At 57.3% G+C, this 15465-nt stretch carries 19 protein-coding genes; 16 read left to right on the top strand and 3 right to left on the bottom strand.

The window, feature by feature from the left end:
- Positions 1 to 481 precede the first annotated feature (481 nt).
- Complete coding sequence (locus J7I84_RS07595; RefSeq protein ID WP_214942828.1) at positions 482 to 961, top strand: Dps family protein; 480 nt, start codon at positions 482 to 484, stop codon at positions 959 to 961.
- A gap of 195 nt (positions 962 to 1156) precedes the next feature.
- On the opposite strand, the gene J7I84_RS07590 is transcribed toward J7I84_RS07595, so the two are convergent.
- Positions 1157 to 1783, bottom strand: coding sequence for an RNA polymerase sigma factor (locus tag J7I84_RS07590; protein ID WP_214942825.1), 627 nt, complete (start codon positions 1781 to 1783; stop codon positions 1157 to 1159).
- Positions 1784 to 2220: 437 nt separating this feature from the next.
- On the opposite strand from J7I84_RS07590, the gene J7I84_RS07585 reads away from it, so the two are divergent.
- The 8 genes from J7I84_RS07585 to J7I84_RS07555 all read left to right on the top strand — a co-directional run bounded on the left by J7I84_RS07585 (position 2221) and on the right by J7I84_RS07555 (position 8235).
- Positions 2221 to 3135: a ferritin-like domain-containing protein gene (locus J7I84_RS07585; protein WP_214942822.1), complete on the top strand. Its 915-nt coding sequence runs from the start codon at positions 2221 to 2223 to the stop codon at positions 3133 to 3135.
- A gap of 565 nt (positions 3136 to 3700) precedes the next feature.
- Positions 3701 to 4165, top strand: a complete 465-nt coding sequence (gene msrB / locus J7I84_RS07580; protein ID WP_214942819.1) for a peptide-methionine (R)-S-oxide reductase MsrB — start codon at positions 3701 to 3703, stop codon at positions 4163 to 4165.
- Positions 4162 to 4683: a peptide-methionine (S)-S-oxide reductase MsrA gene (gene msrA, locus J7I84_RS07575; protein ID WP_311381103.1), complete on the top strand. Its 522-nt coding sequence runs from the start codon at positions 4162 to 4164 to the stop codon at positions 4681 to 4683. Before msrB ends, msrA begins: the two co-directional genes overlap by 4 nt.
- A 61-nt stretch (positions 4684 to 4744) precedes the next feature.
- A complete protein-coding gene (locus tag J7I84_RS07570; protein ID WP_214942816.1) occupies positions 4745 to 5329 on the top strand; it encodes a sulfite oxidase-like oxidoreductase in 585 nt (194 codons plus the stop codon).
- On the top strand, positions 5326 to 6051 hold the full coding sequence (locus J7I84_RS07565; RefSeq protein WP_311381101.1) for a ferredoxin reductase: 726 nt from the start codon (positions 5326 to 5328) through the stop codon (positions 6049 to 6051). Before J7I84_RS07570 ends, J7I84_RS07565 begins: the two co-directional genes overlap by 4 nt.
- On the top strand, positions 6051 to 6332 hold the full coding sequence (locus J7I84_RS22045; RefSeq protein ID WP_396020045.1) for a DUF6510 family protein: 282 nt from the start codon (positions 6051 to 6053) through the stop codon (positions 6330 to 6332). Before J7I84_RS07565 ends, J7I84_RS22045 begins: the two co-directional genes overlap by 1 nt.
- 234 nt (positions 6333 to 6566) lie before the next feature.
- The gene (locus J7I84_RS07560) at positions 6567 to 7217 is read left to right on the top strand and encodes an RraA family protein (protein WP_214942813.1); all 651 of its coding nucleotides are present in this window, start codon (positions 6567 to 6569) and stop codon (positions 7215 to 7217) included.
- A gap of 373 nt (positions 7218 to 7590) precedes the next feature.
- Entirely contained in the window at positions 7591 to 8235 is a 645-nt protein-coding gene (locus J7I84_RS07555; RefSeq protein WP_311381100.1) for a TetR family transcriptional regulator C-terminal domain-containing protein, read from the top strand.
- Positions 8236 to 8428: 193 nt separating this feature from the next.
- Here the strand turns inward: J7I84_RS07555 and trxA are convergent, their stop codons facing one another.
- Both trxA and J7I84_RS07545 read right to left on the bottom strand, forming a co-directional pair.
- Positions 8429 to 8809 carry a thioredoxin gene (trxA, locus tag J7I84_RS07550; protein ID WP_214942810.1) on the bottom strand — a complete coding sequence of 127 codons (381 nt, stop codon included), beginning with the start codon at positions 8807 to 8809 and terminating at the stop codon, positions 8429 to 8431.
- Positions 8810 to 8884: 75 nt separating this feature from the next.
- Entirely contained in the window at positions 8885 to 9274 is a 390-nt protein-coding gene (locus J7I84_RS07545; protein ID WP_214942807.1) for a GNAT family N-acetyltransferase, read from the bottom strand.
- A gap of 346 nt (positions 9275 to 9620) precedes the next feature.
- Between J7I84_RS07545 and J7I84_RS07540 the strand changes: the two genes are divergently transcribed.
- From J7I84_RS07540 to J7I84_RS07510, 7 genes are all read left to right on the top strand, one after another.
- The gene (locus J7I84_RS07540) at positions 9621 to 10076 is read left to right on the top strand and encodes a DUF5709 domain-containing protein (protein WP_214942804.1); all 456 of its coding nucleotides are present in this window, start codon (positions 9621 to 9623) and stop codon (positions 10074 to 10076) included.
- Between the two features lie 295 nt (positions 10077 to 10371).
- Positions 10372 to 11289 carry an NADP-dependent oxidoreductase gene (locus J7I84_RS07535; RefSeq protein ID WP_214942800.1) on the top strand — a complete coding sequence of 306 codons (918 nt, stop codon included), beginning with the start codon at positions 10372 to 10374 and terminating at the stop codon, positions 11287 to 11289.
- 44 nt (positions 11290 to 11333) lie between these two features.
- A complete protein-coding gene (locus J7I84_RS07530; RefSeq protein ID WP_214942797.1) occupies positions 11334 to 11792 on the top strand; it encodes a GNAT family N-acetyltransferase in 459 nt (152 codons plus the stop codon).
- Positions 11793 to 11827: 35 nt separating this feature from the next.
- The gene (locus tag J7I84_RS21500) at positions 11828 to 12304 is read left to right on the top strand and encodes a GNAT family N-acetyltransferase (protein ID WP_214942793.1); all 477 of its coding nucleotides are present in this window, start codon (positions 11828 to 11830) and stop codon (positions 12302 to 12304) included.
- 771 nt (positions 12305 to 13075) lie between these two features.
- A complete protein-coding gene (locus J7I84_RS07520; protein WP_214942790.1) occupies positions 13076 to 13489 on the top strand; it encodes a glycine betaine ABC transporter substrate-binding protein in 414 nt (137 codons plus the stop codon).
- Positions 13490 to 13565: 76 nt separating this feature from the next.
- Positions 13566 to 13835: a hypothetical protein gene (locus J7I84_RS07515; protein WP_214942787.1), complete on the top strand. Its 270-nt coding sequence runs from the start codon at positions 13566 to 13568 to the stop codon at positions 13833 to 13835.
- Positions 13836 to 14384: 549 nt separating this feature from the next.
- Positions 14385 to 15032: a peroxiredoxin-like family protein gene (locus J7I84_RS07510; RefSeq protein ID WP_214942784.1), complete on the top strand. Its 648-nt coding sequence runs from the start codon at positions 14385 to 14387 to the stop codon at positions 15030 to 15032.
- Positions 15033 to 15465 lie beyond the last annotated feature (433 nt).

The raw sequence follows: 15465 nt of genomic DNA, 5'->3' as shown, positions 1-15465 counted from the left end.
TGCTTCGCTATCTCACATTTCTGACTCTTCACTCTCCCGGCATTAGCATCATCACGAGAAGGATTTTTGTCGACCGGAATCCAACTGGGGCAGGAGTTGCTCAAACTCTTGCAGTGATCCCACCCGGGAACGCTGAGCCAAGTCCTCCAGACTTTGGATACACCTGCGGCGGAGGGTTGTTGCCCCAGACATCGACGATGAACAGCTTGGTCCCCGAGATATGCCAGTTCCAACAACACCCGAACAAGAGACCCTAAAGAAGCCGGTGTAAGTATGAAGTTGGAAAGCTCGAGAATTACTCCAGGTCGCATCTGACGCTGCTGTGCCCGTTTGCCTAGTGGTTAGTGTCGATCTGCCAGACCGTATTACTTCGCTCCGATCCTGAACCTGCCCAGGGGCAAAAGGCAAGGGGGAATCGAGAAGCATGCACCGCACCCATGGCTGGTAGCGTCTGCCGTACTGGACCAATTGAGGAGGATGCATGAAAGCTTCACCGACACTGACCAACAACCTGCAGGCTGTCCTGGCGGACCTGATCGAGCTCCACGTTCAGGGCAAGCAGGCGCACTGGAACATCGTGGGCACCAACTTCCGCGACCTGCACCTGCAGCTCGATGAGATCGTCCACGCCGCCCGCCAGTTCACCGATGACACTGCCGAGCGCATGCGTGCACTGCACGCACTTCCCGACGGCCGCAGCTCCACCGTTGCCGAAACCACCAGCCTGGCCCAGTTCCCCGACGGTCTCATCAGCACCGGGGATGCCATCGAGCGGATCGTCGCCGCCATGGAAGCTGCCGTTGGCACCATACGTAAGGTCCACGACGAAGTCGATGAGGAAGACCCCACCTCCGCGGACCTCCTGCACGAGTTCATCGCCCGGCTGGAGCAGTTCGCCTGGATGGTCCAGGCCGAAAACATGAAGCCCACCACCAAGGTCACGGCCGCCGACTCCAAGTAGCGGGCATGCCGTGGGCGCCAGGCGCTGAGGATAACCCCTCGGCGCCGGGCGCCTTTGCATTGCCGGACCGCCCTTTAGGCTGCAGGAGAGTTTCTCCCAGCGCTATTTTTGTCGCTCGAACGGGACAAGCGACGACCAAACACAGCCAGGGCGGCGTACCGCCGCATCCGGCCACAACAAGGGTGCTGCTACTTGTCAGTCAGTGGCTCGGACAGCTACTCTCTCAACTTCGAGGTATCCGTTCATCTCGAGATACGCGCGAATCTTACGGCGCGCATCGAATACAGTCTTATAGATTGCGCCCCTATTTGAGCCAGACTGCGATGCAAGGGTGTTTATAGGGACACCATCGATCACGATGGCAACGAACACCCGGCGTTGGTGAGCCGTCAAGGTCTCATGCATGGCCTTGCGCACGGCCGCACTCAGCTCCCTGTGCTGCGTGTGTGCGATTGGGTCGACAGCCAACACCGAGGGAAGCCGCTCGTATTCCTCGACGTCCAGCGGTATTGAAGGGGTTCTCCAGAAATGGCGTCTGAGCTTGCTTGAGACTTCCAGCGCCACAAAGCGGTAGGCCCACGTTGTGAATCTGCTGTCCCCGCGGAAGGTATCAAGCTTACCCAGTAATGAGAGCATGGCATCGTTGGCCGCTTGGTTCGCGAGGTCATCCAGTTCCGGCCCGCTGATGCGGAAGGCAGGCCCACGTCGGTATGCCAGGTGAATGGCAACTCGGAGCATCATCTCATGTAGCCGGGTCAGGGCGGCCTCCCGATTAGCGCTGCCGGCAACTAGCGCGGTGAGGGTCGTGGAGTCGATATCCATGTGGTGTATCCAATTCGGTGAGTAGGCTGCGGCCACCTGCGTGTCACAAGTGAGGCAGCTCTTCTGCAAGCGGGGCTCTGCGTGTGCCGTCATCGAGTTGGATGTCCGGTCGCTCCGATAGAGCTCGGTCACTCCTGAATGGAGTTATGGGACGATTACGTCCAGATTAAGCCCCTCGAACTTAATGAGCAAGAGTCACTGGCTAGGAACGGGTGTCCGGCCAAAAAAAGCCTCTGAGCAGGAACTACTTGTAGATTTGAGGGTACTGGAACCCACAGCGCGTACTTTGAGCGAAAATTTTCCGCCGGTGTGCGGCCTAAATATATGGACGAAACCGTCTTCTTGGGGTACGAATAGAAGCGTGTTTCATGCCCGATTCGGGAGGAAACGAGGTCCGTCTTAACGACGACCGCAACCATCAAACAGCAGGAGCCATCATGTCCGAGAACCGCTTCGTCAGCGACGTCATCAGCGCCAGTGCAGAGACGCCAACGGACCGAATCAAGTTGACCAACATGGTGGTCGAGGCAGAGACCGGCTCGTCAACGGTCACAAGCGAGGCGCCAAGCGACAGTTCTATCCTGAACTTTGCACTCAGCCTGGAGTACCTCGAAGCCGAGTTCTACCTCCGCGGCGCAACAGGACAGGGCCTCCCGGACGATATGGTCGGCGGAACAGGAAAGCCCGGGCAAGTTTCCGGCGGCCGACAGGTCAACTTCCAGAGTCCCCTGGTCAGGAACATCGCCCGTGAGATCGCGATGGATGAACGCGCCCACGTCGCGTTCCTCCGCGGAGCACTCGGCAGCGCAGCCGTGGCGCGTCCACGTATATCCCTAGATCACAGCTTTACTGCTGCAGCGACTGCTGCAGGCCTCGTCTGTCCCGGCGAAACCTTTGACCCGTATGCGAACGACCGCAACTTCCTCTTCGCTGCCTTCCTCTTTGAAGACGTCGGAGTTACCGCTTTCAAAGGGGCAGCACCCTTCATCTCAAATAAAACGTACCTTGATGCCGCTGCGGGTCTTCTCGCCACTGAGGCTTACCACGCAGGCATCATTCGTGCCTCCCTCTACAACGAAGGACTTGCGGACGATTCAGTGTTTGATGCTGTGCGAAAGCTTTCTACGGTTCGGAACGCAGTCAGCGGACCGGCAGAGGACGATCAGGACCTCGGCAGCAGGGACGAAGCCAACCTCATTCCAACCGACGAATATGGTCGGGCTTTCGGCCGCACACCCGCGCAAATCCTTAACATCGTCTATTTGGATGCCCATGCGGGCGCTGCCGGAGGGTTCTACCCGGACGGAGTCAACGGAACCATAAATCGCGGCACCGGAGGCGGCCTGGTCTAGCGACCTCGCTCACTGGCACACCCATAAGTGGATACACCGTGGCTAGCCCTCCCGGCCGGCAGGGTAACGGCGTCGCCCGTAGAACCGCCATCAGCCCTTGGAAAGGGGAATATGCATTGTCTAGAAATGACGGACCTTCGCCCCGGGATAAGGACCGAATCGACGTGGACGACATAGCAGCCGCGGTCACGAAAGCGCCCTTAACCTATTCCGATCACGCCTCCCAGGTATTCGACCCAGACGGTTTAACGACATATATCGAGAACGGGAACCGCACCTACGGAACGTGGGGAGTCAACGACCAGGGCAAATTCTGGTCATTCTGGCCACCGACCTATTTAGCGACATACGACGTCCGCTGGATTGTCAATGACGATGGAGAGGTCGCCGGTGTCCGCTTCATCGACGTCCACGACGGAACTATCTCGGACGGGTGCTACCAACCCGGCCGCGGTCCCTCCCGCTTTGGCTCATTCAGGGGCTCATATCACTTACCGGGTCCTTCGTGATCGACCCCATACGCCCAGCAGCAACAGCAGCACGCCTAAAGAAAGTAGGAAGTAACATGTCCGAGACGGACTATCGGAGAGATTCGAAAAGAATTTCCCAACTCGAGCCCAATCAATACAAAGTAACGCAGGAAGCCGCAACCGAGCCCGCCTTCCGAAACGAGTTCTGGGACAGCCACGATGCTGGCCTATACGTAGATATCGTATCCGGGGAACCCCTGTTCGCATCCATCAACAAGTTCGAGAGCGGCACCGGCTGGCCCAGTTTCACCGTACCCATCGACCGCGACAATATCGTTCTAAATCAAGACAACAGCTACGGCATGGTGCGAACCGAGGTACGGTCCAAGCATGGCGATAGCCACCTGGGGCATCTATTCAACGACGGTCCGCTCGACCAAGGGGGGCAGCGCTACTGCATCAATTCGGCTGCATTGCGTTTCATTCCGGCGGACCAGCTTGAGACTGCTGGTTACGGGCAGTTCCGGGACCTCTTCGCGTCATCGGAGGCAGCATCATAAGCCGCGACCGAGTGATCCTCGCAAGCGGGTGCTTCTGGGGGGCCCAGGAACTGCTTCGCAAAAAACCCGGTGTCATCTCCACGCGCACTGGGTATTCTGGAGGCACTACACCCAATGCGACGTACCGTAACCATGGCGATCATGCTGAAAGCGTGGAAGTCATTTTTGACTCCGATCAAATATCCTTCCGAGAGTTGCTTGAGTTTTTCTTCCAGATCCACAATCCTTCCACCTTGGATCGACAGGGTAACGATGTAGGGCGGAGCTACCGGTCAGCAATCTTCTACACCACCGACGAACAGAAACAAATGGCGTTGGACATCATCCAGGACGTGGATGCTTCAGGACTATGGCCGGGAAAGGTCGTTACTGAAGTAGCGCCGGCTGCCGACTTTTGGGAAGCCGAGGAGGTCCACCAGGACTACCTAAAAAAGTACCCCACGGGCTACACCTGCCATTACGTCCGCCCGCAGTGGAAGCTCCCGCACCGTGAGAGCCAGCCCACCGGCATCCTGTAGCGCGCGTGGACTCTTCAAAAACCATCTGCCCAATCGATAAGAGGATAGAAGAGGAGCTCGAATGGCAGTTTTCGGAGGCCGTCGCCAGCGGGGTGACAACCCCGCTCTCCCGCCGGGGCAATTTCTAACCGGCTCATTCCCGGTATTGTCGGCAGGTCCAACGCCGTCCGTCAGTGCAGCCGACTGGGAGTTCACTATCCGTACCGAAACCGGGAAAACGCACCGATGGAATTGGGCGCAGTTCATGGCGCTCCCGTCCGAAATCATCAGCGCTGATATCCATTGCGTCACCAGTTGGTCGAAACTAAACACCGCCTGGAGAGGCGTTTCGCTCGATACCTTTTTCGACGACGTAGAGACCGAGTCGGATTTCGTGATGGCTCATTCATATGGCGGCTATACCACCAATCTTCCTCTCAAAGAGGTTCTGAACGGTCAAGCATGGATCGCCCACGAGTACGACGGCAAGTCACTCGACCCGGAGCACGGCGGCCCGGCACGACTCCTAATTCCTCATCTGTACTTCTGGAAAAGCGCCAAATGGGTGCGGGGATTGGTCATGCAGAACAAGAACGCGCCCGGCTTTTGGGAAAGAAACGGATATAACCTCCACGGGGATCCTTGGAGGGAAGAACGATACTCGTGACTCGGACAACCATCGGGTGGCTCACCGGCAGCTTGGTGCACGCCCGTCCCTTAACGAAGTCCGCCCGGAGCCTCACCTTCGAGGTCCCGGGCTGGCCTGGCAACGCCGCAGGACAGCACGTAGATATCCGGCTGACCGCGCCCGACGGCTACCAGGCTGTGCGTTCGTACTCGATTGCCAGCGTGGGTGCAGGCGAAGACATTGAGCTCGCTGTTGACCGACTTCCGGACGGTGAAGTCTCTCCTTTCCTGGTCGACGACCTTGAACTCGGCGACCAGATCGAGCTTCGGGGGCCGCTTGGCGGATGGTTCGTGTGGCGACCTGAGCAGCGCGCACCTATCCAGCTAATCGCTGGCGGTTCCGGTGTTGTTCCCTTCGTAGCCATGCTGCGCGCGCACGCCGCCTCGGGATGCTCGGCGCCCATGCAGCTTCTTTACTCGCTTCGAACTCCGGATGACGCACTTTTTCGAGATGAACTGGTTCGGAACTCAGCCAGAACCCGCACTACTTGGCATTACAGTCGTGCTGTTCCCCCCGGATGGTCTCGTGCTGCGGGCCGACTGACGACTCAGGACCTGAGAGCCGAAACGTTGCCCCCGGAGGACTTACCGCTGACCTACGTTTGTGGCCCCTCCGGGTTCGTGGAAGCGGTCGCGAGCGGCCTTGTGGAGCTTGGGCACTCAGCTGACAATATTCGTATTGAACGATTCGGCGGCAACTGATGGATAGCCTCGACGGCAATGTTCTCGCAGGGGCGAGCAGCGATATTTTCGGTTTTGACTTGACGACAAGCCAAGGTCAATGCTTCTTTTGTGAAGACATTGCCGCCCTGGGCCAAGCTATGGTGTACGGCATGCCATTGGGCTTCGTTGCACGCTGTCGAAAGTGCGGCGAGGTTCTTATGGTCATCTCGGACCAGGGAGGGCGCAAGTCTTTCAGCGCCCAGGGACTCCGGTGGCTACGGATTGCAGGTCCGTCAGAAGGCGGCCGACATCCTGAATGACGGCACGGGATCGATCACCGCGCGTCGGCCCGGATTCCAGGACAAGACCATAAAGCAAGGCCTAACGAATGTCCCCGTGGCGTATTTCTCTGCTGGTGATCCGGCTACGACGGGCCTGTGTATGACTGGCCGGGCTTGTAGCTCAAACCTCAGCCCGAAAGCCTCATGTGGCCTGGGAACTCTTTCTGGTTCCCCTCGGGAGCGCGCTTTTGCCCTAGAGGGCAGTAACCTCTGATGAAAGATTTCCCTAGTCTCCCACCGCAGGTGTCGACGGCGGCACTGACGGATGCACTCGGACGACTCTCGACAGACCGGGTTCATGTACTCGACCTTGTCACACCAACTCCTGGACGCTTACTAAGAGGTGAAGCCGTAACCATGCGGTTTGTTCCGTTCCGCAAGGATCTTCACGACGCACAGGTCAACAATTTTGCCCGCCTTTTTTACGAGGCCGTCGGCGACGACCCTACCGGGCTCGTCTTAGTCCTGGACAGCGGCGGTCAACCGCATGTTTCCGTTGGTGGTGGTATGAAGCTTTCACGGCTTCACAACCACCAACTTGCAGGGTTGCTCACGGAGGGCCGACTGCGGGACTTCGGTGAGTTGAAAGACTACGACCCTGTCTTCTACTGTGGCGGTGAGACAGTGAAGGCAGGCACGGCAGACCTGATTCCTGTTGCAGCGAATGTTCCGGTGGTTATCGGAGGCGTCACTGTTCTGCCGGGGGACTTCGTGTATGCCGACGCCGCGGGTGCCGTAATCATTCCATCAGCCCTAGTGGACGAGGCTTTTCGTCTTGCGATCACCATCGAACACGAAGAAGCAACAACGTTGAAGCGCATAAGTGCTGAAGAACAGGGTGCGAAGCGCGCCGGCGGACATTAGGTGAACGGAAGTTTGCACATGCCCGGTGTGGCAGGGGAAGGGGATGTCCATCCATCCAACGGGAAGGCTTGCCTGGTGGGGTGTGGTGTGAGCTTTCCTGGGATGGAACCCAAATGCAGTCGGGAAAGGATCTTTGGCGCTGCTTCCCGCGAGTCCGCGGACCGAAACCCAAGCAGGTGGATGGCAGGGTTTTTGCGTCAAGCCTGTATGCCGCCCATTCTTGTGATCCTCCTGCCCGAAACGGAACAGATCACGCTCTATGCCTTCGGTCCAAGGCCGCACATTCAGCCAGAACCGTCGTCGTGAGCGTCGTGAACGGACGAGTTGGTTGCGTCAATATGATGGAACTGCTCTCCGGAAGTAAAATGACCCTGTGGAGGAAAACTTTCAGACAGCTGCACCGGCACGTTTGACTGTGCGTGGCGAGAAGACGAGGGCTCGCATTGTCGCGACAGCAGCTGACCTGATGCGCGTGCGCGGGGTCGGTGGAACGACATTGGATGATGTCGCCGCAGTGAGCAAGGTTAGCAAGTCGCAGTTGTACCGACACTTTGAAGATAAGCCTGCTCTGGTACGGGCGGTCATCGAATTTGTAGGTGCACGAAGAATAGCCGGTGAACGCGAACGACTAGGAAACGTAAGAACGTTCGCCGGCCTACGTCGTTGGAGGGATGCGGTCGTTGAAACCAACGCCTTACACGAGGGAAAATACGGCTGTTCCTTGGGTTCGCTGGCGAATGAAGTCGCCGATCAGGACGCGATTGCACGGGTGCAGCTCCAGGACCTCTTCACTGCCTGGGAGGAACTCTTCGCGGATCTCCTCCGCCGGTTTCAGCAGGACGGGCTGATTCCGGAGGACGCGGACGTCGAACAACTCGCCACAGGATTGATTGCAGCACTCCAAGGTGGATATCTCTTAGCCCAGACGTCACGGGACGTGACCCCAATGGCGATTGCGCTTGATGTCTCGATCGATCATCTGCACCTACTAGCTCGTGAGCACATTGAAGTTGTGTAGGGAACACGAGCGGTGACCGGAACCTAGCCGTTGACAGTCTCGATGACCAGGAGTATGCCCGGCATCCACATGACATGTCCCGTTGTGTTCGCTTCAGAACTGGCTCCGATCTGTGAGACTGCTACCTTGGATGCTTGGCGACAGCTCCCGGAACCTATAGTTCTGACAGTGTTTGCACAAGCCACATCCACGATCAGCGTTCCGGCGTCCCTGCCTCATTGGCAGCGTGCACTTTATTGCGGATATCGCTCATGTCCAGGTTCCTGACTTCGGCTACGATCTCAGCTAATGCGGCGGCAGGCAGGGCACCTGGCTGGTTGAAAACGACAATGCCCTCGCGGAACGCCATCAGGGTGGGAATTGCAGAGATACCCGCCGCCGCAGCTATGCGTTGTGCAACCTCGGTATCAAGCTTGCCGTGGACGATGTCGGGGTTATCCGTTGCGGATTGTTCGAATATCGGAGCAAATTGCCGGCAGGGCCCACACCATGTAGCCCAAAAATCGACCAAGACTATGTCGTTGTCCTTGATAGTGGTTTCAAAATTATCGTCCGTAAGTTCGATGGTAGTCATGATGTTATTCTCCTCGATGCGTTTTCATTATATTTGTGAAGCTGGTTGTTCATTTGAAGTTCGATCAGCTGGTTTTTATGCTCGCCCAAGCAAGGGATCAAGTAAATCCGCGTATTCTGGATGTGCAGTTATGAACTCGGCTGCATATGGGCATATTGCCGCTACGGTTCGGCCTTGGGCACGAATCTCTTCCAAAATCCGGTTGAGAAGCTTCGGCGGTATTTCCATGTCTCTAAAGTTGGGGAACACCGATGTTCCCAAAATCATAATGCAGTTTCCTGTTTTCTTGTAGACGACACCGCCGACAATCATTCGCCCGAATACGCCCTCATAGAGGCCGATACGTCTGTTGTCGATGATGATGAGATCTTCCGCAGACGCGCATTCGCTAGATGATTGATCGAGGTCGATGTGGTGCTGTTCTTTAACGGTGAGGGCAAACGCGCCTGCGAGATTTTTCGCCATGGCGGCTCCTTATTGCTCGTTGGTTCAGCAGCAGCAGGGCGTTTCACTCAGCAGGGATAGTCATTGACTTCCAGCGCCACCCCAGTCCGGTCACCCACCGGCCAAAGCGATGGGTGAGGTGTTCCGTCGCCGATTTTTCGTTGTGGGTGGGAACTCGGCCTCAGCCAAGAGGGTTCTCGAGTCCCACGTGTACGTACTCATAGGCGTCGAGTTTCGGCGCGGTCTTACCACCAGGCTGCCCACTTGCGTAGGCCAAACCCGGGCTTCAAAGAGGTGGCATCCGTGGTTGTAAGACTTGATTGGAGAGCGCCACTAACTTGCATCAATTCGATAGGGAGGCGACGTGATGCCTAGCACCGATGAGAGCAACTTTTTTGGAAGTTCGGCCGAGAACTTCGGCCTACTTCCACCCGATGAGAGCTTGGATAGCGATGAATTCGACGACGATGTTGAGGAGACCGGATACGCTCCGCTGGATAGGCGCCCGGCCGATCTGTCTTGGGGTTTCACAGTGCGGGAAGCGCGGTCACACGAGTCTCTATCCGACCGGCTAGCGCGAGAGATACCCGACGATGTCGATGGTTTTTACGGGGACGGTATCGGTGATACAAGTGACACGGATGGCGAGGTCATTGACGATCAGGTTGGCTCGGTTCGAGCCGGCCGACTCGCCTGGGCTTTTCCTGAAAGCACAGACCATTCCACTGACTATCTGGCGAACGATGTCGGCATTGATGGGGGAGCTGCATCTGCAGAAGAAGCTGCCATGCACATCGTCATCGATCCTGATGACTTTCGTTGACCACCTCCGTCTTTCGGAGGAGACGTCGCTCGAGGCCCCGGCAGTTTAACGCTTCAGCACGCTCGGGTGATTCGGAATCTACGAGGTCACCACCATCTGACGGCACCGGCTGTTGACCTGCTCACCTGTTGGTAGGAATATCGCAACACAGGTAACCGGCCAGGCCTGAGCCGCATGGGCAACGTCCTGGGGTCGCCCCTTTTGGGCATTTGGTGGTAAGACGCAGAGCCTTTGTGCCACTAAGAGTTTGAAACTAAACCGCTATCCATGCGCGATCGAACAAGGGAGCTTCGCAATGAAAGCAATTGTGGTGACGGATCCGTCCGCAGGATTGACCGGGTTGAGCATTGCGGAGCGTCCGAAGCCGTCGGCAGCGATAAATGATGTCATCGTTGAGGTCCATGCCTCGGGGTTCGTCCCAACAGAAGTCGACTGGTCTTCAACCTGGGCCGATCGCGCCGGCAGGGACCGGGCACCATCCATTCTGGGCCATGAACTGGCGGGAATTGTGACCTCCCTGGGTTACGGCACTACAGGGTTGACTATAGGCCAGCGGGTGTTTGGCATCTCTGACTGGCATCGGGATGGCACCTTGGCAGAGTACGTGGCCGTCGAGGCACGCAATCTTGCGCCACTGCCCGGCGACATCGATTTCGTCGTTGGCGCGAGCCTGCCAATCTCGGGTTTGACCGCCTGGCAAGGATTGTTCGTGCATGGCCGTCTCAAATCAGGGCAAGGAATTCTGGTGCACGGCGCGGCCGGGGCAGTCGGGACAATGGTGACTCAGCTGGCACGAGAAGCAGGCGCCTATGTCATCGGCACGGGGCGCAGCGCCGACCGGCAAAAAGCACTTGACTTCGGAGCACACGAGTTCGTCGATCTGGCTACCGATGGGCTGCAGGATGTAGACGGAGTTGATCTCGTATTCGACGTGATTGGGGGAGAGATTCAAAAGCAAAGCGTCCCCCTGATCCGCCCGGGAGGGACGCTGGTGAGCATCACCGGGGCGATCGAAGCTCGCCCTGAGGATGGCCTCGCAGTGGATTTCGTTGTCGAGTCAGATCGCGAGCAGCTGGGCGAAATCGTCCAGAGGATTCGGGACGGACGGCTGCGGACGAACATCGGAGAGGTCGGCCCGTTGGCCGAAGCGGCCACTGCCCTCAACCCTTCCGAACGAAGGAACGGGAAGACGATCATCCGGGTGCGCCCGTAGGGGACAGCATCCTCGCGGACGAGCAATCACGAAAGGAACGTTTCATGGCTGAACCAGCTGAACCCACTCACTATGACTTCGAATACCTCGACCAAGCCGGATACCCGGATGGGAATGGAATCCTCAGCCAGGACCAAACCGTCCTCATCCAGGAAGTTATCGATGACGCCCACGCACCAGCCTTTGACTTCTATATGGTCAATGACGAGAAAACCGGGACATACGAAGCCATTGTCGGTGACACCGAAATTGCGGGCCTTACCTATAACGTAGCTGGCGCCGACAGACTCGTACTTCTGGCTACATCGGTGTTCCCCGACTTCCGAAAACAAGGCATCGGGACCGAACTGATCCGACGAGTCCTCGACGATGTACGGGCACAAGGTAAAACCGTCACGATCATGTGTCCAATCGTTCGCACATTCATCGACCGCAACCCTGAATACTCAGACCTCATCAACCCCCAGCATCCTGGCGTAACCCACCGGTCCCGCCACTCCTAGACCAACAAATTCCTCTCCGCCAGAGAAAGTTCAACGTGACAACTAGCCTTGATACCGAAGCAAAAAACCGTGAGGAGCGGAACGCCGAGCTCATCGCGGGTCTCCAAGAAAAGACCAGTAATGGCTTCGAATCGGAGTGGGACCTCGACGTAATCAATGATGCTGAACGGGGAAGATGGATCGCCGTACTGGGTGCCGAGGCGATTGCGGAACTCACCTATCGTTTCGTCGGCGGCCGCGTGGTGCTGCTTTCAACTTGGGTCAGCCACGCCTATCGGAACCATGGGGTCGCAACGGAGCTCATAGGCCGCGTCTTGGACGAAATACGTCCCAGTGGAAAGAAGATAACCATTATCTGCCCAGTGGTCGGCGAATTCATCGCACGCAACACTCAGTACCTCGATCTCATCGACAAAACCCGTCCTGGCTCCGGAGCCTATCCCAAGCACTCTCCGGCCGGTCCTGACAGCGATAATGACAAAATCATAGCCTTCCAGCAGGACCTTTCCTAGCCCGGCCCCAAAATTGTTGGTCAAAGATTGCATTTTCAAGGGCTGAGTCGCAGTAGACACAGGCTCGTACAAAAACCGCTGCGCCGATACCCGCTCCATGAACGACGCGAGAAGGAAATAAAAGAGGGGGGCGACCAGAGGATGAAACCCACTTTGTGAAAGAGAACTTGAACGCTCTTTTCCGCGAAACGAGCGCGCGATACTACAGCGAAATGAGGTTTCCAGATGTTTGTGAGAAGAGTTCGACGCTTCGCACGGGTAGTTGTCTCAATTCGACGATGCCTTCATCCGTCCTGGTGGGCATATGTACTCCTGGGACCGGCCTCGCGGGGCGACTACTTTGCACCAGTTGTGCATTTGAACGATGAATTCGAACAGGCTTCCGAAATGGACCTCGCCGGATTTAAAGTCGAGACCGATACCGTCGCGTACCGATACGCCGTGCGGCGTTCAGACATCCCAAAAGAACGCGAGTGATCTCGAATCAAGAAAGCGATTATGCCCTTGTACGAGCAGGGGGATCCAGATCCATCGAAAACCTTGTATTTTTTTCGTCGCCAGGAAGGGCAAGCCCCGGGTTGACTGCCCTGCCCACTCCCGGTTCCGAGCTCTCCATACGGGCCTCTGACTGCCTTCCACCAGCAAGGTCATTTCAAGCTTCCTTAAGGAGGACACACATCATGAACAAGTCCCCAACCTCTAAGAAGCTGACCTTTTTGACAGCTGTCTCAGTGATCATGGTCGGTCTCACCTCGTGCGGTCTCCCTAGGGATGCCTCCTGAAGCTCAGGGCCGTCCGCAGGGACTTCCAGGTCTGAAGGCAGTCTATGGTTGTGTCCCAGCAAGCTTCGCGCCCTTGAGTGATGCTGGCGGCCCGATCACTGTCCAAGCCCTGCTCGAAAATATAATTCAAGCGGCGGATGTCTTCACCACCTCACCTCTTATTGCCCAGCATCATTTGGTGACACTCGCAGACCCACTCAACAATTTCCCAGCACAGCCGGTCATTCCGCTGATGCGTACCGACAGGGTCGCTGAGAAGGCCGTCGAAGTACTCAACGATGTTTCAGCGTCCCTGACAACAGAAGATCTCGTCATGCTGAATGAACGAGCATCGGGCAGCAACAAAGAAAATCCCAAAGATGTGGCTAAGACCTTGCTCAAGGAGAAGGGCTTCGATCGGTGACCGAACCGTAAACCCACTGTTTGGGCCGCCGGAGACTCCAAGGCCGTGTGAACAGAGCGATCCGAAAAGCCGGCGCATGCACTACCGAAAGGACAAGCATGACCAAGCCGTGTTCCCGGAGCTCCACATGAAGGAGCCCGACGTTGGGGCAATAGCCCGATCATTAGTCGATGCGGGCCGCTTCACTGTCATGGAGCTTTGGCTTCAATACTGGGCCCGAGGAGGCAACGCCGACATTCTTGAAGTCGATGCATTCGTTCGCGACGTCCCGATGCTAAAGGGCGTGGAGGTAGAGGTCCTGGCGGAAGCCTTAAACGACCTAACCGAGGATGAAATGTGGTCATGATGCATACCGCGGTACTTTGTGCACGCAGGCCGTTGCAATTCGAAGGGGCCGTGATTGGCTAACAAGAGCTCGCACCACAATCTTGCGGGCAGCATAAGTGGACAGCATGCGTTTCGTCTTCACGTCAGGCGGTTCACGGAACAGCGGCATGAAGCTACTCGGCGAGGGCTTCTTCATCTTGGTCCCTTGCGCTGGCAACAAGAAAGTGTGGGTTGGTAGGACGTAAGGTCCGTTGCAACCCAACCACTAACTGTTATCCGCAACCGATCCTGGCGGATGGCTTCCCGGCCCGAAAACTTTTTTCGGCAAGCATGATCGCGCGAGTCGAATCCGTCCAGTGGCTCGTGGACCCCGCGGCAGAGCAAGGGAAATTATCAGGCGGCCAGTCCTTAACGTCGTTGCTCTGTAGCTGACGGCCCAGAGGTGGCCCTGGGACCTCCTCCCTAAGATGCATGGAATCTTGCTAACCGCAGTGCCCGGAAGGAAAAGCTCGGCGGACTGGTCTGTCGTGCCGGAATGCAATACCAGAAACGCAACAAGAGGAGTGACATGAATTTAACAGAAAAGCTTGAGCGCATTTACGAGCAGAGGCGTGGCCGCCTTACCCCCGATGAAGCAGAGATAATGGCTCGGGCGGCGAAAAAGCTCTTTGATGATGGACAAGCGGAGCTAGCAACGAACGTCGGCGATGAGGCGCCCCGATTCTCGCTCCCCAACGCAACGGACGAACTCGTAACACTGTCTGATCTACTGCGGCACGGACCCGTTGTCCTGAGTTTCTACCGGGGCAGCTGGTGTCCATACTGCAACCTGGAATTGCGCGCGCTGCAGGCGAACATAGGCGCTTTTGAGGCCCGTGGCGCCTGTCTGGTCGCAATCTCGCCCCAGGTGCCCGACGCATCACTGTCACTCGCTGAGAAGCATGGCCTCACGTTCGATGTCCTGAGCGATGTTGGCGCGACTGTGGCCCAAGACTATGGCTTATCTTTTGACATCCCCGAGGAACTTGCTGCCATCTATGAGAACCGCGGCTACAACCTTATCCGCACACACGGCGGGCACGATCGCACCCTCGTCATTCCGGCTACATATGTGGTGGGACAGGATGGACGCGTATCGTGGGCATTCGTGGACAGCGACCATGCCAAACGAGCAGACCCGTTAGAGATACTGGCGGCATTAGACGCGCTTTCGTGAGCTGCAGAGGTTGCGCCGAAAAGTACGCAGTGCTCGGTTCGCGTGTCGAACTGGTGGTTCTCAGGAGTAAGGCCGTCCAGCCGAGCTGCTCAGGGGCCAGCTTTCATTCCTAGTGATATGCAAAGATTGCCGCATGACTCGGGCCGCCTCGCCCATGATTCCGAGCATCACCTGTGAACTCCTCCAGGCCTCGCATACTTCGAGCCCATCCACCCCTACTACCATCGCTGCGATTCACGCTGTACCCACCACAGCTCCGGTTCCGTGCGGGTTAAAGGATGGCTCCTTTGCGGGGAGGCCTCTCGGCGACTCTTAGGGCCTTTCTGCGGGCGCCCTTCCGACGCAGACGTCTTCATGTCCTATCGGTGGCTGCGGAGGCATGGAGACGCAGGGGCTGGTAGGGAGGCTCTAGAGAGGGCCTCTTGCCTGCCTG

The organism is Arthrobacter sp. ISL-85 (assembly GCF_018613675.1).
Classification (GTDB): Bacteria; Actinomycetota; Actinomycetes; order Actinomycetales; family Micrococcaceae; genus Arthrobacter.
The sequence above is the reverse complement of the archived record's forward strand: the minus strand, read 5'-3'. Positions and strand labels throughout refer to the sequence as shown.